28 protein-coding genes and 1 tRNA gene are annotated in these 25,192 nt (G+C 37.4%); 17 read left to right on the top strand and 12 right to left on the bottom strand.

Going from position 1 to position 25,192, the window contains the following annotated elements; all coding sequences use genetic code 11:
* The first annotated feature begins 75 nt into the window (after positions 1–75).
* Together gabT and ACTJJH_RS05525 are read left to right on the top strand one after the other, a co-directional pair.
* Positions 76–1,368 (top strand): 4-aminobutyrate--2-oxoglutarate transaminase, encoded by a 1,293-nt coding sequence (gabT, locus tag ACTJJH_RS05530; protein ID WP_032004962.1) that lies wholly within the window; start codon positions 76–78, stop codon positions 1,366–1,368.
* Positions 1,365–2,813 carry an NAD-dependent succinate-semialdehyde dehydrogenase gene (locus ACTJJH_RS05525; RefSeq protein ID WP_440600852.1) on the top strand — a complete coding sequence of 483 codons (1,449 nt, stop codon included), beginning with the start codon at positions 1,365–1,367 and terminating at the stop codon, positions 2,811–2,813. The genes gabT and ACTJJH_RS05525 overlap by 4 nt, the downstream gene beginning before the upstream one ends.
* A 104-nt stretch (positions 2,814–2,917) precedes the next feature.
* Here the strand turns inward: ACTJJH_RS05525 and ACTJJH_RS05520 are convergent, their stop codons facing one another.
* Positions 2,918–3,907: a LysR substrate-binding domain-containing protein gene (locus tag ACTJJH_RS05520; RefSeq protein ID WP_440600851.1), complete on the bottom strand. Its 990-nt coding sequence runs from the start codon at positions 3,905–3,907 to the stop codon at positions 2,918–2,920.
* Between the two features lie 6 nt (positions 3,908–3,913).
* Positions 3,914–4,540 (bottom strand): isochorismate family cysteine hydrolase YcaC, encoded by a 627-nt coding sequence (gene ycaC / locus ACTJJH_RS05515; protein WP_002052204.1) that lies wholly within the window; start codon positions 4,538–4,540, stop codon positions 3,914–3,916.
* Between the two features lie 277 nt (positions 4,541–4,817).
* Between ycaC and ACTJJH_RS05510 the strand changes: the two genes are divergently transcribed.
* From ACTJJH_RS05510 to ACTJJH_RS05495, 4 genes are all read left to right on the top strand, one after another.
* On the top strand, positions 4,818–5,690 hold the full coding sequence (locus ACTJJH_RS05510; protein ID WP_005078590.1) for a pirin family protein: 873 nt from the start codon (positions 4,818–4,820) through the stop codon (positions 5,688–5,690).
* Positions 5,691–6,130: 440 nt separating this feature from the next.
* On the top strand, positions 6,131–7,429 hold the full coding sequence (locus ACTJJH_RS05505) for an FAD-dependent oxidoreductase (protein ID WP_044423929.1): 1,299 nt from the start codon (positions 6,131–6,133) through the stop codon (positions 7,427–7,429).
* Between the two features lie 4 nt (positions 7,430–7,433).
* Positions 7,434–8,261, top strand: coding sequence for an SAM-dependent methyltransferase (locus ACTJJH_RS05500; protein ID WP_440600850.1), 828 nt, complete (start codon positions 7,434–7,436; stop codon positions 8,259–8,261).
* 8 nt (positions 8,262–8,269) lie between these two features.
* Positions 8,270–8,692, top strand: a complete 423-nt coding sequence (locus tag ACTJJH_RS05495) for a GFA family protein (protein ID WP_440600849.1) — start codon at positions 8,270–8,272, stop codon at positions 8,690–8,692.
* 536 nt (positions 8,693–9,228) lie between these two features.
* Here the strand turns inward: ACTJJH_RS05495 and ACTJJH_RS05490 are convergent.
* Entirely contained in the window at positions 9,229–9,612 is a 384-nt protein-coding gene (locus ACTJJH_RS05490) for a hypothetical protein (protein WP_078219830.1), read from the bottom strand.
* 257 nt (positions 9,613–9,869) lie between these two features.
* On the bottom strand, positions 9,870–10,517 hold the full coding sequence (locus tag ACTJJH_RS05485) for a hypothetical protein (RefSeq protein ID WP_440600848.1): 648 nt from the start codon (positions 10,515–10,517) through the stop codon (positions 9,870–9,872).
* A 72-nt stretch (positions 10,518–10,589) separates the two neighbouring features.
* On the opposite strand from ACTJJH_RS05485, the gene ACTJJH_RS05480 reads away from it, so the two are divergent.
* The 5 genes from ACTJJH_RS05480 (at position 10,590) to ACTJJH_RS05460 (ending at position 13,984) form a co-directional block, all read left to right on the top strand.
* Positions 10,590–10,943, top strand: a complete 354-nt coding sequence (locus ACTJJH_RS05480) for a hypothetical protein (RefSeq protein ID WP_104075871.1) — start codon at positions 10,590–10,592, stop codon at positions 10,941–10,943.
* A gap of 38 nt (positions 10,944–10,981) precedes the next feature.
* Positions 10,982–12,187: a DUF2515 family protein gene (locus ACTJJH_RS05475; protein WP_440600847.1), complete on the top strand. Its 1,206-nt coding sequence runs from the start codon at positions 10,982–10,984 to the stop codon at positions 12,185–12,187.
* A gap of 67 nt (positions 12,188–12,254) precedes the next feature.
* The gene (locus ACTJJH_RS05470) at positions 12,255–13,046 is read left to right on the top strand and encodes a hypothetical protein (RefSeq protein WP_440600846.1); all 792 of its coding nucleotides are present in this window, start codon (positions 12,255–12,257) and stop codon (positions 13,044–13,046) included.
* Between the two features lie 51 nt (positions 13,047–13,097).
* A complete protein-coding gene (locus ACTJJH_RS05465; RefSeq protein ID WP_440600845.1) occupies positions 13,098–13,322 on the top strand; it encodes a hypothetical protein in 225 nt (74 codons plus the stop codon).
* Between the two features lie 59 nt (positions 13,323–13,381).
* Positions 13,382–13,984 carry a hypothetical protein gene (locus tag ACTJJH_RS05460; RefSeq protein ID WP_440600844.1) on the top strand — a complete coding sequence of 201 codons (603 nt, stop codon included), beginning with the start codon at positions 13,382–13,384 and terminating at the stop codon, positions 13,982–13,984.
* Between the two features lie 167 nt (positions 13,985–14,151).
* On the opposite strand, the gene ACTJJH_RS05455 is transcribed toward ACTJJH_RS05460, so the two are convergent.
* Positions 14,152–14,227, bottom strand: a tRNA-Thr gene (locus tag ACTJJH_RS05455).
* A 124-nt stretch (positions 14,228–14,351) separates the two neighbouring features.
* The gene (gene sxtP, locus ACTJJH_RS05450; RefSeq protein ID WP_440600843.1) at positions 14,352–15,596 is read right to left on the bottom strand and encodes a multidrug efflux MFS transporter SxtP; all 1,245 of its coding nucleotides are present in this window, start codon (positions 15,594–15,596) and stop codon (positions 14,352–14,354) included.
* Positions 15,597–15,735: 139 nt separating this feature from the next.
* On the opposite strand from sxtP, the gene sxtR reads away from it, so the two are divergent.
* Positions 15,736–16,656 carry a multidrug efflux pump transcriptional activator SxtR gene (sxtR, locus tag ACTJJH_RS05445; protein ID WP_068976250.1) on the top strand — a complete coding sequence of 307 codons (921 nt, stop codon included), beginning with the start codon at positions 15,736–15,738 and terminating at the stop codon, positions 16,654–16,656.
* Here sxtR and ACTJJH_RS05440 read toward each other — a convergent pair.
* Positions 16,653–17,540 (bottom strand): DMT family transporter, encoded by an 888-nt coding sequence (locus ACTJJH_RS05440; RefSeq protein ID WP_440600842.1) that lies wholly within the window; start codon positions 17,538–17,540, stop codon positions 16,653–16,655. The genes sxtR and ACTJJH_RS05440 overlap by 4 nt on opposite strands.
* 228 nt (positions 17,541–17,768) lie before the next feature.
* Between ACTJJH_RS05440 and ACTJJH_RS05435 the strand changes: the two genes are divergently transcribed.
* Positions 17,769–18,512, top strand: coding sequence for a hypothetical protein (locus ACTJJH_RS05435; RefSeq protein ID WP_440600841.1), 744 nt, complete (start codon positions 17,769–17,771; stop codon positions 18,510–18,512).
* 24 nt (positions 18,513–18,536) lie between these two features.
* Entirely contained in the window at positions 18,537–18,929 is a 393-nt protein-coding gene (locus ACTJJH_RS05430) for a hypothetical protein (protein ID WP_420285566.1), read from the top strand.
* A 45-nt stretch (positions 18,930–18,974) separates the two neighbouring features.
* On the opposite strand, the gene ACTJJH_RS05425 is transcribed toward ACTJJH_RS05430, so the two are convergent.
* Positions 18,975–19,976 (bottom strand): aldo/keto reductase, encoded by a 1,002-nt coding sequence (locus ACTJJH_RS05425; protein WP_440600840.1) that lies wholly within the window; start codon positions 19,974–19,976, stop codon positions 18,975–18,977.
* A 111-nt stretch (positions 19,977–20,087) separates the two neighbouring features.
* Positions 20,088–20,990, bottom strand: a complete 903-nt coding sequence (locus ACTJJH_RS05420; protein WP_000447715.1) for a helix-turn-helix domain-containing protein — start codon at positions 20,988–20,990, stop codon at positions 20,088–20,090.
* A 1,037-nt stretch (positions 20,991–22,027) separates the two neighbouring features.
* On the opposite strand from ACTJJH_RS05420, the gene ACTJJH_RS05415 reads away from it, so the two are divergent.
* Positions 22,028–22,579 (top strand): TetR/AcrR family transcriptional regulator, encoded by a 552-nt coding sequence (locus tag ACTJJH_RS05415; protein ID WP_440600839.1) that lies wholly within the window; start codon positions 22,028–22,030, stop codon positions 22,577–22,579.
* 84 nt (positions 22,580–22,663) lie between these two features.
* Here ACTJJH_RS05415 and ACTJJH_RS05410 read toward each other — a convergent pair whose 3' ends face one another.
* Positions 22,664–23,029 carry a hypothetical protein gene (locus ACTJJH_RS05410; protein ID WP_440600838.1) on the bottom strand — a complete coding sequence of 122 codons (366 nt, stop codon included), beginning with the start codon at positions 23,027–23,029 and terminating at the stop codon, positions 22,664–22,666.
* Between the two features lie 181 nt (positions 23,030–23,210).
* Between ACTJJH_RS05410 and ACTJJH_RS05405 the strand changes: the two genes are divergently transcribed.
* Both ACTJJH_RS05405 and ACTJJH_RS05400 read left to right on the top strand, forming a co-directional pair.
* Entirely contained in the window at positions 23,211–23,567 is a 357-nt protein-coding gene (locus ACTJJH_RS05405) for a hypothetical protein (RefSeq protein WP_440600837.1), read from the top strand.
* Positions 23,568–23,611: 44 nt separating this feature from the next.
* Positions 23,612–24,493 carry a hypothetical protein gene (locus ACTJJH_RS05400; protein ID WP_440600836.1) on the top strand — a complete coding sequence of 294 codons (882 nt, stop codon included), beginning with the start codon at positions 23,612–23,614 and terminating at the stop codon, positions 24,491–24,493.
* A gap of 64 nt (positions 24,494–24,557) precedes the next feature.
* On the opposite strand, the gene ACTJJH_RS05395 is transcribed toward ACTJJH_RS05400, so the two are convergent.
* Together ACTJJH_RS05395 and ACTJJH_RS05390 are read right to left on the bottom strand one after the other, a co-directional pair.
* A complete protein-coding gene (locus ACTJJH_RS05395) occupies positions 24,558–24,776 on the bottom strand; it encodes a DUF6500 family protein (RefSeq protein WP_005038153.1) in 219 nt (72 codons plus the stop codon).
* A gap of 27 nt (positions 24,777–24,803) precedes the next feature.
* Positions 24,804–25,139 carry a winged helix-turn-helix transcriptional regulator gene (locus ACTJJH_RS05390; protein WP_440600835.1) on the bottom strand — a complete coding sequence of 112 codons (336 nt, stop codon included), beginning with the start codon at positions 25,137–25,139 and terminating at the stop codon, positions 24,804–24,806.
* Between the last annotated feature and the right edge of the window lie 53 nt (positions 25,140–25,192).

Below are 25,192 nucleotides of genomic sequence, written 5' to 3'. Positions count from 1 at the left end.
AAAGCACCCTGAAAATTAAGCACAGGATGCAAGAAACCAAAGCTGCAACTGATGATGAAAATATGAGGGAATCAAATGGATAATCAACATTCTGCACTTAACGCACGTAAACAGCAAGCAACTCCACGTGGTGTAGGCGTGATGTGCCAGTGGTATGCGGAAAAAGCTGAAAATGCCACGCTTTGGGATAAGGAAGGCAACCAATTTATCGACTTTGCTGGTGGTATTGCGGTTTTAAATACAGGTCATCGCCACCCTAAAGTCATTGCAGCGGTGACAGAACAACTCACTAAATTTACTCACACTGCCTATCAAGTAACACCTTATGAAAGCTATGTGGCTTTGGCTGAACGTATTAATGAGCGTGCGCCAATTGCTGGTCCTGCGAAGTCAGCGTTTTTCACTACAGGTGCAGAAGCAGTTGAAAATGCGGTGAAGATTGCTCGCTCTTATACAGGTCGTCACGGCATTATCACTTTTGGTAACGGTTTCCACGGTCGTTCATTCATGACGATGGCAATGACAGGTAAAACTGCGCCTTACAAACGTGATTTCGGTGTGATGCCAGCGGGTGTGTTCCATGCACGTTACCCAGTGCCTGCTAAAGGTATTTCAGTAGACGCGGCAATTGAAAGCGTTGAAGATATTTTCAGTGAAGATATTGCACCGCATGATGTTGCAGCAATTGTGCTTGAGCCAGTACAAGGTGAAGGCGGTTTCAATGTTGTGCCAGCTGAGTTCTTAAAACGTTTACGCTCAATTTGCGACAAGCATGGCATTTTATTAGTTGCTGACGAAGTGCAATCAGGTTTTGCCCGTACTGGTAAATTGTTCGCAATGAACTATTACGAGACTAAAGCAGACCTCATCACTATGGCGAAAAGCTTGGGCGGCGGTTTCCCTATTTCGGGTGTTGTGGGCCGTGCAGAAGTGATGGATGCACCAAACCCAGGTGGACTAGGTGGTACATACGCAGGTAGCCCGATTGCAGTTGCTGCTGCGCACGCGGTTATTGATGCGATTGAAGAAGAAAACCTATGCGACCGTGCAAATGAACTAGGTGCGGAGTTGGTTGTTGCACTTAAAGATATTCAACAAGCAACAGGCGACGTCGTAACTGATATTCGTGCATTAGGTTCAATGGTTGCAGTAGAGCTTGAAACAGCTGAACAAGCAAAAGTTGTACAAAACTATGCAATGGAAAACGGGTTGTTACTTCTTACTTGTGGTAAATACGGTAATGTAATTCGTTTCTTATATCCATTAACCATTCCTGCTGAACAATTCCGTCAAGGCCTTGATATCTTGAAACAAGGTTTTGCAACTCTAAAAGCAGGTAGTGCAAAAGCAATGGAGCAATCTGCATGATTCAAAATACTTTGCAGTATTTATTAAAACATCCTGATATTTCATTAGAAGCACCTGCATCAAATGACTATATCGAAGTTAATGATGCTGCTACGGGTGAAACTTTGGCATGGGTAAAAACCTATGACCGTGCAGGGGTTGAAGCCGCAATTAACCGTTCAGCAAAAGCGCAGGCTACTTGGAAAAAGCAAACTGCCTTGGCGCGTGCTGATGTGTTATTGGCATGGTACAACCTCATGCTTGAGCACAAAGAAAATCTGGCTCAAATCTTAACTGCTGAGCAAGGTAAGCCATTAGCAGAAGCACGTGGTGAAATTGGTTATGCAGCATCATTCATTCGCTGGTTTGCGGAGCAAGCCCGCCGTATTGATGGTGAAGTGTTAACACCTACATTGCCAAACCAACGTTTGCTTGTGATTAAACAAGCGATTGGGGTAACTGCCGCAATTACGCCGTGGAACTTCCCGGCTGCCATGATTACGCGTAAAGCAGGTCCAGCGATTGCTGCGGGTTGTTCAATGTTGGTTAAACCGGCAGAGCAAACGCCGTTAACCGCCTATGCGCTTGAAGTATTGGCATTACAAGCAGGCTTACCAGCTGATGTTTTAATTAACATTAGTGGTGATGCGGTTGAAGTGGGTAAAACCCTATGTGAAAGCGATATTGTCCGTAAGTTAAGCTTCACAGGTTCAACCCAAGTTGGCCGTATCTTGATGCAACAATGTGCGCCAACCATTAAAAAGCTTTCACTTGAACTTGGTGGTAATGCACCAGTTGTGGTATTTGACGACGCTAATCTTGAACAAGCAGTTCAGGGTATTATGGCAAGTAAATATCGTAACAGCGGTCAAACCTGTGTATGTGCGAACCGTATTTATGTTCAAGACGGTATTTATGATGCATTAGCAGAGCGTTTGGTTGAAGCCGTGTCTAAGCTTAAAGTTGGCGATGGCCGTCAAGAAGGTTCAACTCAAGGGCCTTTAATTGATGAAGATGCGATTGCAAAAGTTCAGTCTCATATTGCAGATGCAACTGAGAAAGGTGCGACAATTCGTATTGGTGGTCAACGCTCGGCACTTGGTGGCACATTCTTTGAACCGACTGTGTTAACTGGCGTAACGCAAGACATGAAAGTGTCTAAAGAAGAAACTTTTGGTCCGCTTGCACCACTATTTCGCTTTAAAACTGAAGATGAAGCAGTGGCGATGGCGAACGATACCGAGTTTGGTTTAGCTGCTTATTTGTTTACTCAAAGCACAGCTCGTCAATGGCGAGTGGGTGAAGCACTTGAGTATGGTATGGTCGGCATTAACACGGGCGCGATTTCAAACGAAGTTGCTCCGTTTGGTGGCGTAAAACAGTCAGGTCTAGGCCGTGAAGGTTCAAAATTCGGTATCGAAGAATATGTCGAAATGAAATACCTCTGCGTAGACTTATCTGAGTAAGGAATAAAGCGAGTTCGTTTTATTCTGAACGAAAACATACAGTTATGCTGTATGTGATGTTTCACAAAAAACCGGTCATGCCCATTCATGGCCGGTTTTTTATTTTAAGTCGATAGATAGCCATCACGACTTTCAGGCAAACGCCTGAGTTCATCAATCAGCGTTTCAATAAGTTTCTCAACCACAAGGCGCTGGCCTTTTCTCGAAACATATACCAATTGCAGCGTACCAATATTCGACTTCCAGTCAGGAAGAATATGGATAAGCGTACCCTTACGAATTTCAGATTCGACGGTTAAAAAAGGAAGGTCGGCAATGCCTAAACCATCCATCACGGCATAATACACACCAGCCAAATCATTACTTTTTATTCGTGGTTGATAAGGTACATCAACCGATTCGCCGTTACGAATATTGCATAAATGCCAAATAGGATTTTGCTTTTGAGTACCTAAGCTAATACTCGGAAAGTCCTGTAATTCAGAATAATGTTCAATGATGCGACCTTGCAGTAATTCAGGCGAAACCACCAGACAATGATCGGTTTTAATCACATCACGAACAATTAAATTCGAATCTTCATTCGGTTCGAAATTGGTCCGAATCGCGAGGTCAATGTCATCGTGCAAGATATCTACTCGACGGCTGGTTAGCTCGAGTGCGATTTCAACTTTGGGGTAGGTTTTTAAAAACTGATTTAAAATTTTTCTAATTTGAAAATGCATCATTAAAGGTGGGCAACTTACTTTTACCAGACCTTGAGGCTCACTTTTTTGCTTTAATAACACGTTTTCTGCACATTCAACTTGAGTAATAACCTTGCAGCATTCCTCATAAAACTCTTGGCCTAAATCGGTCACCTTAAAATGACGTGTTGTCCTTTGAATCAGGCTGACATTAAATTTATTTTCAAGGTCAATAATGCGTCGGCTGAGCTTAGATTTACTAATATTTTCGGCTTCACTAGCCGCACTAAAACCGCCGTGTTTTACGACCAAATAAAAATAATAAAAATCATCAAAAGAGCTTATCAATGTCCGATCAATCCATTTAAATTTAAGATTAGAGCGCTTAAGGCACTCTAATCTTGGCAATAGAACTTATTTTTGTGAGGTATTAAAGCTATAGCTGGTCATCAGGTTGCGATAATCAGGAATATGATTTGAGAAGAGTGCACCTAGACCTTCCACATCATTACGCCAGTCGCGGTGTAACTCACACGCCATACCAAACCAAGTCATCAGCTGAGCACCTGCTTTTGACATACGATCCCAAGCAGCATCACGTGTTAATTCGTTGAAAGTACCAGAAGCATCGGTAATCACAAACACTTCAAAGCCTTCAGCGAGTGCAGATAAAGCTGGGAATGCCACACAAACCTCAGTCACTACCCCTGCAATAATCAGTTGTTTTTTACCTGTCGCTTTGACAGCTTTTACGAAGTCTTCATTGTCCCAAGCGTTAATTTGACCAGGACGTGGAATAAAAGGTGCATCTGGGAAAAGTTCTTTTAATTCTGGAACTAAAGGACCATTTGGACCGTTTTCAAAACTCGTAGTAAGAATAGTGGGTAAATTAAAATATTTAGCAGCATCAGCAAGTGCTAATACATTGTTTTTAAATTTATCTGGGTCGATATCTCGAACTAAAGAAAGTAAACCTGCTTGATGGTCAACTAAAAGAACCGCAGCATTATCCTTGTCTAAACGCACGTAATCTTGAGCCATTTTTTATGTCCTCGTGTTATCAAAATAAATAATCAAAAATTATTGAGTAGGTCGTTATTGCCTAAAATTATGCTAGTTGAGTTTTATGTCGTGATTAAGTCTAAAAAATAGGATTAAGAATTTTAAAAATAGGACGATCTTAAAAAGAGCACATTAAATTCTATGATTGTCTCATAGATGAAATAATGTGTTGCTAATCCTGATCTATAAACTGCAATTATTGAGGCGTAAAATCAATACCAGTTCAAGAAAATCCTACATATATAGGAGAGATCAGATGAAGAAATTTCTTGGTGCATATCAAAATAACCACATGCATTGGGTGGGTGATGGTTTCCCTGTATATAACCTATTCTCTTATGACCGTTTAGGCCAAACCCTAAGTCCATTTTTGCTACTCGATTATGCAGCGCCTTATACATTCTCGCCAACGACTGAACAGCAAGGTGTCGGTTCGCATCCTCACCGTGGCTTTGAAACAGTGACCATCGCCTACCAAGGTGAGGTGACTCATAAAGATTCAAGCGGCGGCGGCGGAACCATTAAAACCGGTGATGTGCAATGGATGACTGCGGGTGCAGGTGTGTTGCATGAAGAGTTCCATTCTCCTGAATTTGCAGAGCACGGTGGTCTTTTTGAAATGGTGCAATTGTGGGTAAATTTACCTGCTCATTCAAAAATGACGCCTGGAAAATACCAAGCGATTGAAGCTAAAGATATTCCAGACATTGCACTAGACGAACAAGGTAGTCATTTGCGCGTGATTGCAGGTGAATATGCAGATGCAAAAGGTGCTGCAACTACATTTAGTCCATTAAATGTATGGGACGGTAAATTGGTTAAAGGCCAAAAACATACCCTCTATGTACCTGAAGGTCACACCACGCTTGTTGTGATATTAGATGGCGCGGTTGTGGTTAATGATGCAAATCGTCTGGAAGGTAAAACCGTTGCGATTTTGTCTCGTGAGGGTGTTGAGTTTAGTTTAAATGCAGAAGAAGACACTAAATTCTTAGTGTTGACTGGCCAACCACTCAATGAACCAATCGAAGGTTATGGTCCATTCGTCATGAATACCAAAGCTGAGATTATGGAAGCGATTAATGATTTTAATCGTGGAAAATTCGGTTCAATCATGCAAGAAGCATAAATTGCCGAATTGCATTTGAAGAACCTCTAAAAACAAAGTAATAAAAAGCCCGCTATCAAGTGTGAATAGCGGGCTTTTTCGCTGTAAAGATTCTGTTTTTATGATGGTTTTCATTGTTGTTGCGGCATTGTTTTATGTGATTTGCTTCTCATTATTATGACTTAATAATATATTAAAAAAAGATTCTTGTAAAACAAATGATATAAAAATAGTTAAATTATCTTATTTTATTTAAAAGATTTTTTTTAAATTTTCAAAAAATATAAGGTTTTATCTGCTTCTCTGATTTTGTAAAAAAATATAAAAACTTGATCTGCTTAGCAGCTAAATATTTTCTATATAAATTGATGCAAAAAATAAAAATCTGGTAGTTTTTAATACGGTGTTTTTTTGGGGTATGAGTGATAATCAAAAAAATTCTCGAAAAATGGGACATCATTTTGAATATCGCAATTATTGGCAGTGGAATGGCAGGGCTTGCGGCAGCAAGAATTCTGAAAGATGCAGGGCATACGATCACGATATTTGAAGCACTTCCTGGCCGGGGAATGGATAGCCATAGCATTGAGTTCGATGGTGGAATTATTGATGCACCGCTACGTGTAATGAATCCTCACTTATGGAAAAATACACTTAGCCTTGCTGCTCATTTAGGTATTAAAACCTTTCCAGTTCGTACTTATATGTCATGTAGCTGGTTATTCGAAGATCGTACGGAAACATGGTTAACGACATCTCGTAGCCGTATTGGTAATTTTCCGATTATTAATAACCGTAAAGGCATCCAGCAATATGGCTGGCGTCTTGTGAAAGGTATGTTGCAATTAAAAACTGCGATTCACCAGTTTTTCAAATCTAAAAATCAAGATATTACCCTCGCTGAATTTATTAATCAGAACGATATTGAGGAAGTATTCTGGCATGGTGTGGTTATGCCAGTGCTCTATACAATCTGTACGTGTAATCCGAAAACAATTGGCGATTGGCCTGCAAAAAACTTACTTGAGTTTTTACGTCACTTAACTGATGGCGACATGTTATTGCGCATGAAGGGTGGTACACCTGCATTTGTAGATAGCTTGATTAAAGGCATCGATATCCATAGCGGATCGGCAATTAAGAAAGTTGAGCAACAAGGCGAAAAAGTACTGGTTGAAAACAGCCAAGGTGAACAGAACTTATTTGATCGAGTGATTGTTGCAACGCCAACGTCTAAAATCGATGAGTTTTTAAATCCTGAACAGTTTGCAGAAGATATGAACTTGCTTAAGCAATTCCGCTTTGAACAAGGCGATCTTGTGATTCATACCGATGCGACCGTCATGCCACCACGCCGTAAAGACTGGTCAGTACTGAGCTACATGATGGACCGTAAGTTTACACGTCAGCAATTTACAGTTTGGATGAATGCGGTTGAGCCAACACTCGTGGGTAAAAATCCTGTATTCCAAACTTGGCGTCCAGTGGTTGATATTGACCCTAAAAAAGTTATTTCAAAAGTCACTTTAACGCGTGCGGTTGTAGACTCACAAACAGTTGCTTTAAACAAAGAATTGCAACAACGTCATTTAGACCCAAACCGTAAAGTATTCTACTGTGGTTCATGGTCATGCGATGGCTTGCCAATTTTAGAGTCAGCAGTTACTTCTGCCATGCATATTGCTGAAATTTTAGGGGCGCCTTTACCATTTGTAGGTTTAAAACCTAAGGTGGAAGTTGCCCCAGAACTCGGCTACTAAAATTGTGAAAACAAAAGTTCGAGCAGCTCTCTCTCGACTCATTCCCCATAAATATGCAATTGATGCATTAAGCTTAGGGGATGATGGGGAGCTTGCTTGGACAAATTTGGGTTTTTGGAAAAACACTCAAAACTACCGTGAAGCTTGTTGCCAATTGGCAGATCATTTGGCACAAGCTGTCAATTTAAATTCAAAAGATCATCTCTTAGATTTAGGCTGCGGACAGGGTGCAAGTTTGTTGCACTGGTTACAGCATTATCAGCCTAAAAGCCTCAGTGCAGTTGACTTACAAGCCCAATGTGTCCATAAAATTCAAAAGCTTATTCCCGAAATAAGCCAGATTTTTTGCGGTTCATTTTTAAATTTAAAACAATTTGAATTTAAACAATACTTCGATGTGGTGATGTGTATTGATGCCGCTTATCACAGCAATTTAAATTCATTTCTAGATTCCATCGCTCCAGTTTTAAATTCAAAAGGACGATTAGGTTTTCACTACCTAATGCGTGCCGATTCATGTCAAAACATGACCACTCTACAAGAACAAAAGCATCGTTATTTACTCAAAGCAGCAAATGTCGCTTGGGATACTGTGCCAAATGAAAAAATGCTCAGAGCTACCTTGGAACAACAAGGTTTTGTCGATATTCAAATTGAAGATTTATCTGAGCAAGTGTTACTCGGTTTTTCGAAATATATTCAAAATCAACAAGGACAAAAGCAAAGCCGAGGATTGGCAAATTTTAAAATTCAAATGACTGCAAAGTTATGCCAACAACTCTACCAAAATGGATATGTACGTTATATTCAAATCACAGCAATAAAAAAATAGGATGAGCTATGTCAGCCAAATATCAAGGATCGTGTTTGTGTGGAGCTGTGAGCTACCAAAGTGAAGGAGAGCCACGTTATAGCTTTAATTGCCACTGTCGGGATTGCCAAAAGGCCACAGGTTCAGCATATGCACCAATCGCTTTTTTTCACCAGTCTGAATTAAAAGTGAATGGTGAGCTTAAATATTTTGAGACTTTGGGATCTTCTGGCCGACCTATTAAAAGAGCGTTTTGCCCGACGTGTGGTTCTCAGCTTTTTGGCTTACCTGAAATTGTGCCTGAAATGATTTCAATACGTGCAGGTACTTTGGATGACCCGAGTCTCTATCAGCCTAGAGCAGAGGTGTTTGTGAGCCAAGCCTATGCATGGGATACACTGAACCCAAACCTTAAACACTTTGAAAAAATGATAGAGAAGAGCAAGAAATAAGGCTTAATTAAAGAAGCCAAATATTGCCAAAGTACAGATTAAAGTAAAGCTGACAATGGCGAAAAATAATATGGTTTTTCTAAATTTTAGCTGAGGCATTTTACTTACAATGAAAATAAGGCATGTAAGTATGGTCACTAAAGGTTGAAAAAGATTTGATGGCAAAGTAAACATCTCGTTCATTGTTGTTTTTAAATTTATTCTAGAAATAAAGTAATAAACTCATTATATCGTTTTCTTATTTAATTGACGAACAGAACTTGTTTATAAATTCATATTTTTATTTCAATGATAGATCAATCAAGTTTTAAATTTAAAAGAACCATGTACGCTTTTTCGTACATACATTCGGGAAATTGGCGTCTTTTTATGACGTGATGAATTACCTATGATGAACTCATCAGGAACAGGAAGTTCCCAAACGTAAAACAACAATAATAAGTTTAAGCATCAGGACGTGAGGTATTACAGGAAGTGTACCTAGTAACGAAATACGAAAAAAGCCCAACAGGATGTTGGGCTTTTTTCATTTCTTATTAACGAATTTCTTTACCGCCTAAGGCTGCACAGTTAAATGGTGTATTCCATTTCACAGCAGTACCTGTGAGTACTGGGCGAACAATACGCCAAGGCCAGAAACCAAATCTTTGGCTTTGGTGATAATTAATCACCACATCTGCACCATACTTACGGGCAACGTTAGCTAATTTAGGTTTTACTTCTTCAAAGCCACCATAGGTTCCTTTTGCGGCTTTAATACGTTTAATAGATTTATAGTGCTCTGCTGAAGGATTACCTTCAATTAAGCAAATGGGTGGGTTTGTAGTGGTTTGAATTTGAGGTTGAGATGTAGTTTCTTGAGCATATGTTGTTAAAGGGAATGCTAGAAATAAAGCAGGTAAAATAAAGCGAAGTTTCATACTTTTCCGTATTGGTATCTTAATGAATTAAAGTTTATAAAATAGGTCTTATTTATATGACCTTATTTGGTGGCGCATTATAATCTTATCTTTTTCATATTTCTTATTTTAAAATTATATTTTTTTATAAATTAAGAACGCATATTTTTCTGTTAAAAGAATAAATTGGTTTTAGAAAAAATATTTTGAAGCTCGAGTTTATAATGAATTTTTATCGAAATTTAAAAATATCTTTGTCTAGATGCTATTTGATAATTCTATGTATTCGGCACATGATTAAGAAGGGATTCGCTTCTTGATTGTAAAAAAATATCAAAACTTTGACTCATTAATGGATCAATTTGGCTTTGTATCTTAAAAATAGGTGAAAATTGTTTAATATAGTAATTCATCCAGTCAGCTTTATTTGAAAAAGCTGAATAGTCTTTAAGCCCTGCATATAATGATTGTAGATTACTTACGATCAGATCAATATTAGGATGGACAAGCCAAATCATAATTTCATTAGGTTCTAATGGAGTAGAAAAATAATCTTGTTGGGGCGAAAATTTTTCAATTTTATAGAGTTGTGCTCCCTTGTCATTAGAGCTTGAACATAGCAGTTTACTATTCTCTACTTGATAGAGACCATTTCCAATTTCTGATTCTCTAATAATTCTAGAAATAAGTAAGCAATGGGGCAGATCTTCTATAGAGGGAGTGGGCAGAGTTTTAAAAAGTTTAACAGCCCGGCTTATAACTTGATATTCACCAGATCCAGTAATTATACCATTTTGCCATGAATGCATTTTCAAGATTTTTTCAGGTGAAAATTTAATTATCCCATCTTTTTGTTGGCTAACTTTTTTATTATCTGATGCAACAATAATACTATCGTTTAATTGAATAGCAACAATAAAGGTCATGTATAAATAAGTTAAACAGTTTAAAATATTAACTTAATTATAGATTAGTTTGCATAAAATAATAGGTAAATCATGGCTGGTGGTTCACAAATCATTATTAATAAGAGTGGTATTACGGTTATTACACCCGCTAAGTTCGAAGTAAAAGCGGGACAGCATATCTTTAAAGGTGGTGCAGAAGTTGGAGTAAATCTGCAAGGTTTGCCTGCTTATGAAAAGTATGATGAAAAGTTTAATTTATTCCTCCCTTCTGGCAAACCTTTAACTAATGTGAGTTATAACATTCAATCTAATAATCAAAGTTTTATGGCAGAAACTGATGTGAAAGGGAAAACTAAAAGGATAAATACTAAAGAGGCTGAACAACTTGATGTTGATTTAAATTGGTTGAATTTTGAACCTGACGAAAATGACCCTGTGAAATAACTATTTCTTATTCATCATTTAAAAGGATAAATTTTAAAATGGCTGGTTCTCTTGATTGGTCTGGGACAACAAATAATATTGAAAATAGTTGTAAATCAGTAAATTGCGACTGTAATACGATATGGGAATATTACCAACAGATGGCAATGACCCTATTATCTACTAAAAAAGATAATCAAAATTACCGTATAGAACCTGGTTATGAAGCTCGTGCTAGACGAATTGCAGCAATCTATGCTCGCATTTATTTAGAAATGTTTCCTTTTACATCGAACCAATCTGTTACTGCAGCAACCTATAGTGGGCGTTTCTATTGGATGGGCTTAGGTGCTTTTGCTTCAAAAACAGTTGCTGCTGTATTTGATCATATTGTTTCTAAAACTGGATCAAATGCAGATGCTTTAATTAAATCGATTAGTTCTGATCATTTTAATCTAAATAGTTTTGGTGTTGCTGGTATTCATACCTTTGCAAAAGGCAATCTATGGCTCTATATGGATATTAGTGTCTGGCATTTTGTTTGGGCGAAATCATCTGCAGATTTCAAAATCTGCCTAGGTAGCAGAGATACAACAACTTATAAAAAAGTTAAAAGCTCTTTATATAATTTTCCATGGTCTAGTTGTTTAACAACAATTAATAATCTTAAAGCGACAACAGAAATTCATAATGCATTTAAAAATACTTTACCCACAATAGAAAAAATTTTTGCAGCAAATGCTTTAAGACAAGACAAGTTTAGCCTTGCTGCTAAAGACTTGTTATACCATTTATTACAAATCGCAAATCAAGAACAGATCAATATTTTACAAAAAATCGTATGGAATGATCCTATTGTACGAAACGGTGCAGATGTTCAACGTAAGGCTGGAATCCCAAAGGCTGAATTGATTCTCTCCAGTGAATATGAAGGAACAATAAAAAAAATACATGCTGTTCGTGGCAATGTTTATTCTTATGAAACTGAATTTGGAAAAAAGATTAAGTTGTTACCCGAATCTCCAATCAGCACACCGCCGAATGGCACCAAAGTTGAAAATCAAGATAGCCGTATGCGTTGGATTAATTTAGCAGCTCAAAAATATCATCGTTTAATGTTGAGTGATGTTGGACGACCTTATTTAGAAAAAGAGTTGCGTACAATTGCAGGTTGGAATACCAGTAAATGGGATGATGGTCTAAGTCGATTCGATAAGTTATTTATTAAAATAGGAAAAGAGTCAAATGATGGAAAAGGTGGTTAGTTATATATTTCTGATCTTTATTTTTTTAAATTTACAGGCGTGTCATGCTCAGCAAAAGGAACAAAAAATGTCTTCTCAACCTGAACTTTACTCATTGAATTTTGGTGTAGAGGGTGAAAAAAAGTTTAAATCTTATATGCAAACAGGTGTAGACCAGCAACCAGCGGGGATGTCTTTTTTTGACCTTACGTGGGAACCTCCGCATTTAGCAAATATAAAAATAGATTTAGGTGAGAATAGTTTTGTTATTAAAAATGCATTTTCAGCAATGGGAACACGGATTGACTATGCACAGCAAAATGAAGGTATCCAAATTATTGATGTGACAGCAGGCTTGAATAAAGAAGAGTTTGTTAGTCAAGAACAGGCTTATATGGCCTATAAAGAGCTATTTGGTCAGCTACGAAAAGCAGGGTGGGAACAGTATTTTTATCCAAATACTGCTCGAATTGCAAAACAAGATAACATTAAGTCTATGATTGAAGATGGCCTTATTATAGATCCTTATAATCATTTAACACTTACAGAGTGGAGTGATTTTTTTAATAAAAAACCAACAGTAGCAGCGCGCTTATATACTCATGGTATATCTTTAGAAATTAGTATAGATAAAACAAAATCAGAAAATAATAAAAAACAATATATGGTTAGATATTCTATTGAAACGATTCGTTATAGTACAAAAAATTCAATTAAAGATGGCTATAAACTTTCAGGTCAGGAACTTAAAACTGCCTTTGATGAAAGAATAAAATACACTGAAAAGCAAAGAGCTAAAGTTGAAAACCAAGCCAAAAAAGAAGGTTTCCATATTGATGAGTCATATCAGGACCCAGATGTTTGGCAGTATGTAAAATAATCAGATTGCTGAATTTAAATCTATAAAACTAACCTCTGGATTTTCTAGTTGATGAAAAAAATAGTTAGTTATTTCTTTTTATTTTTTATTCTTTTAAATTTACAAGGATGTAATGCTGAGAGAAATAATAAAAAAGCATTTTCTCAACCTGAACTTTACACATTGAATTTTGGTATAGAGGGTGAAAAAAAGTTTAAATCGTATATGCAAACAGGTGTAGACCAGCAACCAGCGGGGATGTCTTTTTTGACCTTACGTGGGAATCTCCGCATTTAGCAAATATAAAAATAGATTTAGATGAGAATAGTTTTGTTATTAAGAATGTATTTTCGGCAATGGGTACGCGGATTGGCTATGCACAGCAAAATGAAGGTATCCAGATTATTGATGTGACTGCAGGGTTAAATAAAGAAGAGTTTGTTAGTGAAGAGCAGGCTTATATGGCTTATAAGGAGTTATTTGGTGAGCTACAAAAAGCAGGGTGGCAACAATATTTCTATCCCTCAGATGCTCGTTTTGATAAAAAAGATAATTTAAAGAGAATCGAAAAAAATAATACTGTAATAGATCCCTTTAATCTATTAACTCTAGCCGAATGGAGAGAGCATTTTAAATCCTCTACCTCACTATATTTTAATTTATATAAAAAAGGTGTTTTAACTGAACTAAATTTAGAGAAAACTAGTAAAAAAGAGCTAAAGGCTGAAAAGAATGAACAGTTTATGTTGAGATTTTCAATTCAATCAATTAGATACGTAACAAAAAATTTAATTGAAAATGGGTATAAATTAACAGGGATCGACTTAAAAAGAGATTACGATGAAATGGTATTAGTAGATCAAAAAGAAAGAAGCAAAGCTGAAATTAAAGCCAAAAAAGAAGGTTTCCATATTGACGAGTCATATCAGGACCCAGATGTTTGGCAGTATGTAAAATAAATTAAATAAAATACTTAATCCTTTTAAACTTAAGTTACTATCTATTTTAGAACTGTTATAGAGATAATATTGCTATAGTAGTTTTTTATTTTTAGATAAAATTTTGCATTACAAAATCTACAGACAACAAAAAACCCCATAAATCAAATATTCATGAGGTTTAATGATGGTGCCGGCACACGGATTCGAACTGTGGACCTACTGATTACAAGTCAGTTGCTCTACCAACTGAGCTATGCCGGCAATGTGGAGTGAATTTTACAGTTTCTTAAAAAAATTACAAGCCAAAAAATGAGCATTTAAATTTTTTCATATCATTTTTAAATACTCATAGGGTTTAGCCTGAAAAATTTAGGGTTTCAACACATTAATGCGCTTTCGCGTGTTTTGTATAAATTACTAAAAATACCCCAAGTAATGACAGTACAATGGTTAAGCCAACAATCGCATTCCAACCACCGTGCAGCCAGAACCAACCACCTGCCGAGCCGATAATACTTGAACCCATATAGTAAAAAAGTAAGTAGAGCGAACTAGCATGTGCTTTAGCTTGTTTGCTTTCAGCGCCAACAGAACTACTGGTAAGTGAGTGGGTAATAAAGAAACCTGTAGTAATAAATGCAATCCCAATAATAATGCCGAAAAGAGAAGTGAGCAGGGTCATAAGGCTACCCACAATCATGAGCGCAAAACTACTCATCATCATGGTTTTTTTACCAAAGCGATCCGCTAAGCTACCTGCCAACGATGAAGACACCATACCAAAGCTATACGACAAGAAAATAAGGCTAATTTGTGTCTGACTGAGTGAATAAGGTGCTCCGCTTAAACGGAAAGTGGCATAGTTAAACAAGGTCACAAACACACTAGTGAGCAAGAACCCAATGGCAAACAGGCGTAATAATTTAGTATTGCTTAAATGAGCACGCCACATTTGCATGTGAAAGCCTAAATTGAGCCCTTTTTTCTGCACAAAATTACACGAAGCAGGCAGTAGTTTTAAAAAGGCAATTGAGCAAATAAAACAGATTGCTCCAAGTAAGCCTAAAGCAGTTCGCCACGAAAAATATTCAACCAAAATACCCATACCGACACGGCCCATCATGCCACCAAAAGCCGTACCTGCAATATATAAACCCATGGTTTTACCTAGGTGCTCAGGCGCAATTTCTTCGGCAATCCAAGCCATTGTCACTGCTGGCACGCCGCCGAGCAGTAAACCTTCTAAAGCGCGTGCTATCAGCAAACTGTGCCAGTTCGGGGTAAACATTGAGACAATATTTAAAATTGCGGCACATAACATTGATGTAAAGATTACACCGCGACGGCCAAGGGCTTGTGAAAAGGCGCTTGATAGCACAATCGAAACCGCTAAAAAGGCAGTCGTTAATGACAGTGCTAAAGAGCTACTCGCAGGGCTAATCTGGAAGCTTTGGCTAAATGCAGGTAAGAGTGGCTGTACACAATAAATCAGAGAGAAACTGGCAAAACCTACCAGGAATAAAGCAAATCCTGCGTGTTTATAGGCTTTAGTCCCTTTGTGAATCCACTCGCGGGAAAGAACAGAAGTTGCCTCAGTGCTTAAGGTACTGGGTGTAGATGAAGAACTCATATCATGACCATGACAGAAAGAAAAAGCAGTGCCTGAAGGCATGCTGCATCGAGAAAATTCGATAAATTAAAATTAGCAATTTGAGTGGTATTTTTCTAATATATTTAATAATGGGATACGATATATTTTATATATAACAATGGAACTCAGGCATATACGCTACTTTTTAGCGGTAGCAGAAGAAAAAAACTTTACCAAAGCTGCGCAACGCTTAAACATGAGCCAGCCGCCTTTAAGCATGCAAATACGTGACTTAGAAGAAGAATTAGGCGCAGATTTATTTATTCGTTCGCCACATGGGGTGGAGCTGACCGAAGCGGGGCTTGCCTTTTTAAATGCAATTCAGCCAGTACAACAGCGTGTAGAAGATGCAGCAAGCTTAGTTAAACAAGTGGCAAATGGCGAAGTGGGTCAACTACGATTAGGTTTTACTGGCACTTCAATGCTGAACCCTCTCATTCCTAAATGTGTTCGCTATTTCCAGCAGCAATACCCGAAAGTGAATTTAAAACTTGAAGAAGCCAACACCTTACTACTCATTGATTTATTGCTTGAAGATCGCTTAGATGTCGCGATTATTCGTTCACCACGAAATATTCCAGATAGTTTAATTATTCAAGAATTATTAGCAGAGCCACTCATTGCCGCTTTACCTTCTGAGTCTTTGAGTCTAGATGATTCAACGCAAGAAATTGATTTAACGGCGCTACGAGAGCTTGATTTTATTGTCTCGCCACCTTCCATTAGTGCAGGGCTTTTTGATGCGATTAAACAAGCCTGTCATGAGCGAGGTTTTGAACCGAAAATTGGACAAAATGCCCCACAAATTGTGTCGATTTTATCGTTGGTGTCTGCAAATTTAGGAGTGTCTTTGGTTCCTGAGTCGACCAAACAATTGCAAATTCAGGGTGTGGCTTATCGCTCTTTGAAAGCCCCTGTCCCTACAGTGGGTTTAGGGCTTGCTTATAAGAAACATGCCCCTTCACAAATGGCGATTAACTTTGCCAGTGTGGTGCAAGTGGCTTGTCACCACGCCAATGAATTAGATGAAATCGACTAGCTTGTTTTCGGCGTTCTGTTCATTAAAAAGATGCCGAAAATAATAAAAATCGCGCCATATAAAAATGATAAAGTCGGCTGTTCATGAATGAAAACCCAAGCCATGAGCGCTGCGAAAATGGGTTCTGAAAGCTCGGTCACTTGTACCTTTGCGGCACTCATATAAGACAACGCTTTAGTGGTACAGAAAAAGCCGAGTATGGTCGGCAGGACAGCTAAACCAATCAAACCTAAAACAATGTCACTATTAAAATTAATGCTGTGAAAATTAATTAAAAACGGAACCGCAAGGTAAACACTGCCAAACAGCAATAAATATTTAGTCAGAAACAGCCCGCCGTTTAATTTGAACTTTTTCACTAAAACCGAAAATAAGCCATAACCCGTACCGGCAATAGAAGCGTTGATCAGCATTAAAAGGCTATTTTCACCTTTCCATGAAATGATACTAATCCCCGCGACAGCCAATAATGTTCCAATAAGAGAGTGAATGTAGATACTTTCTTTTAAAATGAACCGACCAAAAAATAGGGCAGAGATGGCAGCCGAAGCCATGAGGACCACCACCACATTGGCCGCAGCACCGTGGTTGTAGGCAATGGTTTCGAAAAAGAATAAAGAGAAAATCCCTAAAAAAGCACAGATAGCAATTTGAGTAAAAACACTGAGCTTGCTTGGCGTGCTGCTAATAAAAGCAATCTTTTGGCTAACAGGCACTTTAAATAAAAACACACTTAAAAAGAAAAAGGCGATAATGGTTTTTAAAAAGGCAATGTCTTGTGGGTTTAAACCACTATGCATGAGTAATTTACTAATTACACCAATAGAGGCATTGAGTGCAGCAGCACAGAGCGCAAATAGAGTCCCAATAATTAAATTATTCAATCTTATAATTCTTCCTAAGTTTTACACATGCAGTCTACATTATTTTTTAGATGAATATTCAATTAAAATAATCAGTTAACACTTAACACCTTCCATGATTTATTCTGTATTGATTTAACCAGTTTTATAAAAACGTAAACTCTTCTAAGAGACTTTTGTTTCAGAGAATTGTGATTTATGGAGCTTACTCATATTATATAATTAGTTAATTATTAAAGAATTTTAAAAATGATTAAATCTATTATTTCAGGTTGCGCGGTTCTTACACTTTCGGCTTTGGCCGTCACGCATGCAGAGTTTTCTTTTGAACAAGAATTACAACAAAGCTGTAATAAAGTGAAGCAATACGCGAGTTTAGGTAAGAAATTCTACGACCAAAAACAATATAAAAAAGCGCTCGAAAATTTCCAGAATCAAGCCTCTTGGACTGCATTTTGTAAAGCCAATGAAGATGAAACCACAGTTAAATTTACTGACCGTGATATTGAAGTTGCCAACAATAACGTGGGCTTAGCCTACGCCAAATTGGGTCAGCCACTTTGGGCGAGAGCATGGTTTATGCTCGATGAAAAATCAAAGTCGAGTCAGTTTAATCTTAAGCAATTACCTCAACCTAAAACCTCAAATGATTTGTCAGGTGAATATGTCAGATACTCTGGTTTTGGTGAGTGGGATCACATCACGGTAAGTCGTGAGAAGGGCCAATATGCAATTAGCTATGCCGGTTTATATATGGGACTTAGAAGTTTGATCTATGGCCCAAATATGGGTGAGTTTGACACTAAAATGCCGACTAATAAAAAGCAAACGGTTTATAAAAATGAAGACTGCCGTATTCAGCTCGATTTTAAATCTAATGCGAAATTAGGAAATTATATTCAAGCCAAACAAAGCGAAGGCGAGTCGGGTTGTGGCTTTGGACATAACGTTTATGCCGATGGAACGTATTTAAAAGTCGAGTCTGGAAAATAAGATTAAACATATAGGAACACAATAATGAAAAATATATTTGCACCTCTAATACTTCTTTCGACGGTTATTTTTTCTGCTCAAATTTATGCGGAGCCAACTAGCACATGCAAAGAAGTGAAATTCCAAAAAACTGATCAGGCATGGAGTGGGCACTATTATTTAAATGGCGTGATGGAAGTGGGTTCGGAGCTTTTACTTCAACCAGACGGCAAGTTTCAATGGATGCTCGCTGTTGGCGCTTTAGACCAATATGCCGAAGGCACATGGTGGAAAAATGGAGACTGTATTGGTTTAAAACCAGATTCTAAATTTAAAAAGGATTTAAGTATATTCCCTGAAAGCCTAATGATTTCGGATAAATCCTTAGATGCAATCTGGGAAGGTGGACGCCAGCAGGGCACATATAGCAAAAATTAAATTAAAAAGTCCGACACTGAATCGGACTTTTTTATGGTTTAAATTTTAGTGATTCACCGCAGCAAGTTGCTGAGCGTTATAGCGTGCGCCCATATTTGGATATCTCGCAATAATCGCGTCAATTTCTGCCAAGTCTGCCGCTGTTAAATGAAGGTCTACAGCACCGGCATTTTCCACAAGTCGCTCAATTTTACGCGTACCCGGAATTGGAATAATGTCGTCACCTTGCGCCAAAATCCAAGCCAAAGCCAGTTGAGCCGCTGTCGCATTTTTGCTTTGGGCAAAGTCGCTAAATGCTTGCGCCAAGCTTTGGTTATTTTTCCAGTTATCGCCTTGATAGCGTGGCAACTGACGACGGAAATCGTTTTCATCTAGGCTACCCACATCAAGCGTATTGGTGATTAAACCACGTGACAGCGGTGAATACGGCACAAGGCTAATGCCTAACTCGCGAATGGTTTGCAAATGGGTTTGCTCAAACTCACGGGTAAGTAGCGAGTATTCATGTTGAACCGCTGCAATCGGGTGAATCGCATGCGCTTTACGAATGGTTTCAGCCGACGCTTCACTGAGTCCTAAATAACGAACTTTACCTTGTTTGACCAAGTCCGCCATTGCGCCAATGGTATCTTCAACCGGAATATTTGGGTCAATGCGGTGCGCATAATACAAATCGATCACGTCTGTATTTAAGCGTCTTAAACTGTTTTCGACCGCGACTTTAATCCACTCAGGCGAGCCGTCGATATAAGACTCTAAAGAGTTTTTTGGGTTAAGATTGTCTTCTTTATAACGAAAGCCAAATTTGGTCGCCAAGAATACTTTGTCGCGGTGTTTTTCTAAAACTTTTGAGAGTAAAACTTCATTTGCGCCGTTGCCGTACATGTCGGCAGTGTCCCAAAAGTTAATGCCGAGGTCTAAGGCCTTTTCTAGAGTGGCAATGCTTTGTGTGTCGTCTGAGGCACCATAGGCAAAGCTCATTCCCATGCAACCTAAACCAAGTGCTGATACTTTTTCGCCTGTTTGTCCTAAAGTTCTATATTTCATTTTTCACACTCTTTTTGCAAAATCACTTGAGTAGAAAAACTATAAAATGCTTTGGCTCAAACTGACGTATAACATTCAAACCAATAATTATAAAATTCAAACAATCTGTTTTTAAGCTACACAATCTTCACGGAACTTTTTAGGTGAAAAGCCCGTATTTTTCTTAAAGAAATTGGTGAAATATGCTGAATATTCAAAGCCTAAGCTATAAGCAATTTCGGAAATATTCCAACTGGTGTGTTGCAGCAGTGCTTTGGCTTCTTGCGTAATACGCGAGCTAATATGCTCAGAGGTGGTTTTACCTGTGGCTTCTTTTACAGCGCGGTTTAAATGGTTCACATGCACCGACAGACCATATGCATAGTCATTTGCCGTTTTGAGTTTAAGCTGAAAATGGGGCGAGTCGATCGGGAACTGACGCTCTAACAACTCAAAGAATAAATGGCAAATCCGAACCGCAGCATTGCTATGTTTTTCAAACTGTTGGGTCGGTTGCATTTTCATGGCTTCATGCACAATTAGGTGCAAATAATTTCTTAAAACGTTGTATTTATGAATATAGTCTGAATTTATTTCATTCATCATCTTTTTGAAAATAAATGAAATTTCTTCAACCTGTTGGTCATTTAAAAAATATAGCGGGTCGCCGTCGACTTTAAATAGCGGTGAGTCTTTTAAAAAGCTTTGTCGCGACTCTTGGTTTACAAACTCTTCGGTAAATAGACAAAACCAGCCTGCCTGTTCGGGCGAATTAATTTCCCATGCATAGGGCACCATCGGGTTTGAAAACAGCAAAGCAGGGCGGTCGACTCGTATCCAGCGGTTGGCGTAATGAAGTTCACCTGTGCCTAAAACCAGTGAAATTTTATAATAATCGCGGCGGCTATAAGGTGTGAGAAACGAGCAGGCATCGCGCTGGAACACGTTAAAATGTCCAAACGAAGTCGATGGAACCGAGTAATCGCTATCTCTGGTTAAAGAAAAGCGGCGATAAAAATCATGTATGGTTTCCATGTTTTTGTCTGCATGCGTTATTAATTTATTTAAAGTTATAAAATTCAAACTTTATTTACTGTAGCTTTTATTTATAGCGTGATCAATCTGTTCATTTAAACAGTTTTGAAAATGAATGATAAATTAACAATGAAAAAATGAGCCAATAGAAATAAAAATATTTTATAAATTAATAATATATGAACGTTGACACTTAAAAACTTGAGAATTATTCTTTGTCTGCAAACTACTCTAGGGTAGAACGATAAGGGGACACCTTCGAGTGTGCTGGTGCTGTACCCAGTCTGCTAACCCCTTTTCGTTTTGCCACCATTCTATGGTAGAGCGATAAGGGGACACTTTCGAGTGTACTGGTTCTGTGTGTCCAGTCTGCTAACCTCTTTTCGTTCTGCCACCAATTTTACTATTATGATGATATCGTTAAATTTAAGTTGAAGGTCTTTTTAGCTTAAATATCTAATTGAATAAACAACAATAATTATTTAACCAATTTCTATTCAACCTTACATTGACACTCCAAAACACGCGGATTATCCTTTGCCTGCTGGCCACATTGCCAGTCGATTTTGACAGATCGATATAACACACAAGACATCAAAAAGTTCTCTTTTTGGTGGCGAACTCGTTCGTCCCCCTTCGTAGCGGTAGGGCGAGGGAGGGACGCCTTGTGCGTGCTGATTCTTGTGTGTCAGTCTGTCAACCTTCTCTCGTTCTACCACCATCATTTGACAGTGATCGGGTAGAACTCCTTTACACACAAGGAGTCCGCACATGCGTACTATTTCATCTCTCTCATTGGCAACCTTCGCCAAAATCTTTGACTCTATACCCAATTGGTTTTTAAAACGGTTTAACCGACTCTAGGTTTTAAGCCATAGGTCATTACGACTAAAAAATCATAGCAACAATAAAACCCGAGATAGGCGAGCACACCATTTTTGTGCGGTTTTTGCATGCCTGTATTTAGCACTCAATTTAAGAGCGACGGCATTTCTATCTCTTTTATTTACAACAAAAAATTATTTTAAGCGGTATACATGAAAAATTTAGAAGCTTCCTTTCGAGCGACGCGAGCGCTATACACAGCAGCAGAGTTATTTAAACAACATGGCTTCAACAAGGTGGGGGTGGACCGAATTGTTAGTGAGGCCAAAATTACCAAAGCCACTTTTTACAACTACTTTCACTCCAAAGAAAGACTGATTGAAATGTGTTTATTGGTTCAAAAAGAGCAGTTAAAAGAAAAAGTGAGGGCGATCAGCGAAGCTCGTCAATATCCAGATTTGGTTCATCAGCTCAGGCAAATTTACCTTTTACATGCCGATTTAAAAGGTGCGTATTACCTGTTGTTTAAAGCGATTTTTGAAATTAAAAAGCTTTATCCAAATGCCTATCAAACTGCACTCAGATATAGGCGCTGGCTTAAAAATGAAATTTTTTGGGTACTGAGGGAATCTAAAAAAAGAGCAACATATGAAGAGTCTGATATTTTTGTATTTATGATTGATGGGGCGATTTTTGGACTTTTAGGCTCAGATCAGGCAAAGGACAGAGATACATTGCTTGAGTATTTTTTAAAAAGGGTTTGATGGGGAAGGCCCAACGAGAGTTGGGCTTTCTACAGAAAATTAATAGAAGTTTTTTAACCCTATTTTATATATGAATTAGATTATTTAATTACTATAGAGGTTAATAATACGATAGTTTTTAGCCAACTCATGAACTAGATTTAGAATATATTTTTCAGGATTATTTTTAATAATTTCATCAAAAAAATTAGGACTATTTTTTAGAATTTCAGGTATTTGTGTTGTATCAAACTGTCGTTGTAGAGCTAATAAAATAGTAAGTAATTCATATGTATAGTCTGGTTGAGCGTTATCTTTAAGAAGCTTTAGAATATGTGAAGAAAATTCAAAAGCTTCTGCTGCTGATAGCGAACAAATATTTTCATCAATGAAAGCAGATAAATACCACTCATCCAATTCATCTTCTGAAGCTAATTTTTCAAGGAAACTAGATAGTGTATCTGTAAACATTTTTATCCTTTTCAAATTTTATAAACTAATATAATTATCTGGTTTATCTGTCCCATTTCATAAGTAATCATAGATTATTATTCTTTAAAAGTTATATTCTAGCTTGGAAAAAGAAATAAAAAGATTTTATATTTTTTGATAATAAAATTATTTTGCTCTCTCCTCAAAAGAAAATTTTCTAATGAAGCATAGATTAATATTTATTTTCTCCATTATTTTTATACTTACAGGCTGTGGGAAAAAATATACGATTACTCCCGAGGATTTGCCTGCTGCTCATATTAATCAAGAATACCAACAAATTATTAAGATTTCTGGTGGGAAAGTTATTGATAAATACGCTGAATTAGAAACTAATATTCCCGAAGACCTAGGCATAACAGTTAAACCTGTTGATGACTTGGATGGATATAATGTTATACAAATCAAAGGTACTCCAAAGAACAAAGGAAAATATACAATCCATATAAGAGCTGATTTCTATGCAGGTGGTGATGCTGAAATTGACAAGACATATAGCTTTATTGTCCAAGATTAAAAATTATCGCAGAGTAGGGAAATAGCAAAGTAGAGAATTTAGTAATGACGGTAAAATTTAGACAATATTTCCTAATCTTTATTTTCGGATTATTACTTTCCGCTTGTCAGCCAGCCGCAAAACATAATGAAAGTTTAGATTCCCATCAGCAAGCCTACACTTTGCATATGGGTGAACAAGGTATTCAAGATTTTTCAAATTATAGTGATGGCAATGTCGATAATCATCTAGCTGGCGTTAGCTTTAGAGAACTTCAATTTTCTCCTCCTAACTTAGGAAAATTAACTATAGAGAATGGTTCTAACACTTTATCGATTGAGCATGTTTTCTCTGTATTAGGAACTCAATATGATAAAAATGAAGGGATCCAAGTTTTAGATATTGATGCTGGCCTCACAAAAGAAGAATTTGCTACCCCAGAGCAGGTTTATCAAAGCTATGTAGCTTTAATGAAACGTATTAATCAGGCTGGTTGGAAAAACTATTTCTTTACAGATGCTCCGCGTATCGCTAAAGAAGATAATATTAAGCATCTATCGAAAAGTCGTGATGTCATTGACCCGAGTTATATTTTTAGCTTTGAGGAGTGGAAAAATATAATAAACAACAGCCCGACAAAATCATTGGGTTATAGGTTGTATGCTAATGGGGTTATTTTAGATATCAGTTTAAAAAGAACAGCTAAGAATGAGCGGAATGAAGAACAATATATGCTTAGATTTAGCTTTCAGAGTGTTCGATACAATGAAAGAGACTCAATTCCTGACTCTGATAAAATGACACCTAGTGAATTCGAGCAAGCATTTAAAAAGAGACTAATTGAAAATAAAAAATATCGGGAAAAGGAAGAGAGAAAAGCTAAGGCTGAGGGTTATCATATAGATGAAGAATATACAGATCCTGATGTTTGGCCATATGTTAAGTAAATCTTTTTAAAATAATAAAAAGGCTTAAATTACTTAAATTTAAGCCTTTTAAATAATTCTATTTTTAGCTTTCACTCAAAACCAGCTTCTTAATCTTAACAGCCTTCTCGAAGTGATCTAGCTTATGCAACATAATCCACCAATGCGCTGCTTCCATCAGTAACTCAGGGTTATCGTTCTTATTTTTAAAAAAAGCATAAAAAGACAGACCGACATTGTCTCCCTTTTTTTCAATTTTATCGTCGCATCCCTTAATAAAAATTTCTCTTAATTCATTTCTCATATTTAGTATCGCTTCAACTCTATAAAATTAAGACGACTTATTCTGCTCGCCCCATTGGCACATCATATCTAACAACGGAATTAAAGACTGTCCTCTTTCTGAAAGACGGTACTCAACCTTAGGCGGAATTTGAGGATATTCCTTACGAATAATAAGCTGGTCTCTTTCTAACTCTTTAAGTGTATTGCTGAGTGTTCTAAACGAAATATTACCAATGCAGCGTTGCATCTCATTAAAACGCATGACATTTTTTTCATACAGCCAATACATAATAATCATTTTATATTTGCCATTAATCAAAGAAAGGGTATAGCCAAAACCTGTTTCTTCTAATGGCGTATGTGATGGAACGCATTCAGTCATTTTTAAAATCTAAACTATCTTTTGGTATAGTATATAACACAAATTACCGTACT

It is taken from the genome of Acinetobacter sp. 22301 (assembly GCF_052045285.1).
Taxonomy (GTDB): Bacteria; Pseudomonadota; Gammaproteobacteria; order Pseudomonadales; family Moraxellaceae; genus Acinetobacter; species Acinetobacter pittii.
Note: the sequence above shows the minus strand (reverse complement) of the source record. Positions and strands in the feature narration are given on the sequence as shown.

Excerpts from the sequence above, each read along its gene's own strand:
- ycaC (WP_002052204.1), bottom strand. The coding sequence starts at position 4,540 with ATGGCTCAAGATTACGTGCGTTTAGACAAGGATAATGCTGCGGTTCTT.
- ACTJJH_RS05525 (WP_440600852.1), top strand. The coding sequence starts at position 1,365 with ATGATTCAAAATACTTTGCAGTATTTATTAAAACATCCTGATATTTCA.
- ACTJJH_RS05460 (WP_440600844.1), top strand. The coding sequence starts at position 13,382 with ATGGGTACGCGGATTGGCTATGCACAGCAAAATGAAGGTATCCAGATT.
- ACTJJH_RS05470 (WP_440600846.1), top strand. The coding sequence starts at position 12,255 with ATGTCTTCTCAACCTGAACTTTACTCATTGAATTTTGGTGTAGAGGGT.
- ACTJJH_RS05395 (WP_005038153.1), bottom strand. The coding sequence starts at position 24,776 with ATGAGAAATGAATTAAGAGAAATTTTTATTAAGGGATGCGACGATAAA.
- ACTJJH_RS05475 (WP_440600847.1), top strand. The coding sequence starts at position 10,982 with ATGGCTGGTTCTCTTGATTGGTCTGGGACAACAAATAATATTGAAAAT.
- ACTJJH_RS05510 (WP_005078590.1), top strand. The coding sequence starts at position 4,818 with ATGAAGAAATTTCTTGGTGCATATCAAAATAACCACATGCATTGGGTG.
- ACTJJH_RS05495 (WP_440600849.1), top strand. The coding sequence starts at position 8,270 with ATGTCAGCCAAATATCAAGGATCGTGTTTGTGTGGAGCTGTGAGCTAC.
- ACTJJH_RS05415 (WP_440600839.1), top strand. The coding sequence starts at position 22,028 with ATGAAAAATTTAGAAGCTTCCTTTCGAGCGACGCGAGCGCTATACACA.
- gabT (WP_032004962.1), top strand. The coding sequence starts at position 76 with ATGGATAATCAACATTCTGCACTTAACGCACGTAAACAGCAAGCAACT.
- sxtR (WP_068976250.1), top strand. The coding sequence starts at position 15,736 with ATGGAACTCAGGCATATACGCTACTTTTTAGCGGTAGCAGAAGAAAAA.
- ACTJJH_RS05435 (WP_440600841.1), top strand. The coding sequence starts at position 17,769 with ATGATTAAATCTATTATTTCAGGTTGCGCGGTTCTTACACTTTCGGCT.
- ACTJJH_RS05400 (WP_440600836.1), top strand. The coding sequence starts at position 23,612 with ATGACGGTAAAATTTAGACAATATTTCCTAATCTTTATTTTCGGATTA.
- ACTJJH_RS05420 (WP_000447715.1), bottom strand. The coding sequence starts at position 20,990 with ATGGAAACCATACATGATTTTTATCGCCGCTTTTCTTTAACCAGAGAT.
- ACTJJH_RS05405 (WP_440600837.1), top strand. The coding sequence starts at position 23,211 with ATGAAGCATAGATTAATATTTATTTTCTCCATTATTTTTATACTTACA.
- ACTJJH_RS05425 (WP_440600840.1), bottom strand. The coding sequence starts at position 19,976 with ATGAAATATAGAACTTTAGGACAAACAGGCGAAAAAGTATCAGCACTT.
- ACTJJH_RS05485 (WP_440600848.1), bottom strand. The coding sequence starts at position 10,517 with ATGACCTTTATTGTTGCTATTCAATTAAACGATAGTATTATTGTTGCA.
- ACTJJH_RS05390 (WP_440600835.1), bottom strand. The coding sequence starts at position 25,139 with ATGACTGAATGCGTTCCATCACATACGCCATTAGAAGAAACAGGTTTT.
- ACTJJH_RS05465 (WP_440600845.1), top strand. The coding sequence starts at position 13,098 with ATGAAAAAAATAGTTAGTTATTTCTTTTTATTTTTTATTCTTTTAAAT.
- ACTJJH_RS05490 (WP_078219830.1), bottom strand. The coding sequence starts at position 9,612 with ATGAAACTTCGCTTTATTTTACCTGCTTTATTTCTAGCATTCCCTTTA.
- ACTJJH_RS05480 (WP_104075871.1), top strand. The coding sequence starts at position 10,590 with ATGGCTGGTGGTTCACAAATCATTATTAATAAGAGTGGTATTACGGTT.
- ACTJJH_RS05430 (WP_420285566.1), top strand. The coding sequence starts at position 18,537 with ATGAAAAATATATTTGCACCTCTAATACTTCTTTCGACGGTTATTTTT.
- ACTJJH_RS05410 (WP_440600838.1), bottom strand. The coding sequence starts at position 23,029 with ATGTTTACAGATACACTATCTAGTTTCCTTGAAAAATTAGCTTCAGAA.
- sxtP (WP_440600843.1), bottom strand. The coding sequence starts at position 15,596 with ATGAGTTCTTCATCTACACCCAGTACCTTAAGCACTGAGGCAACTTCT.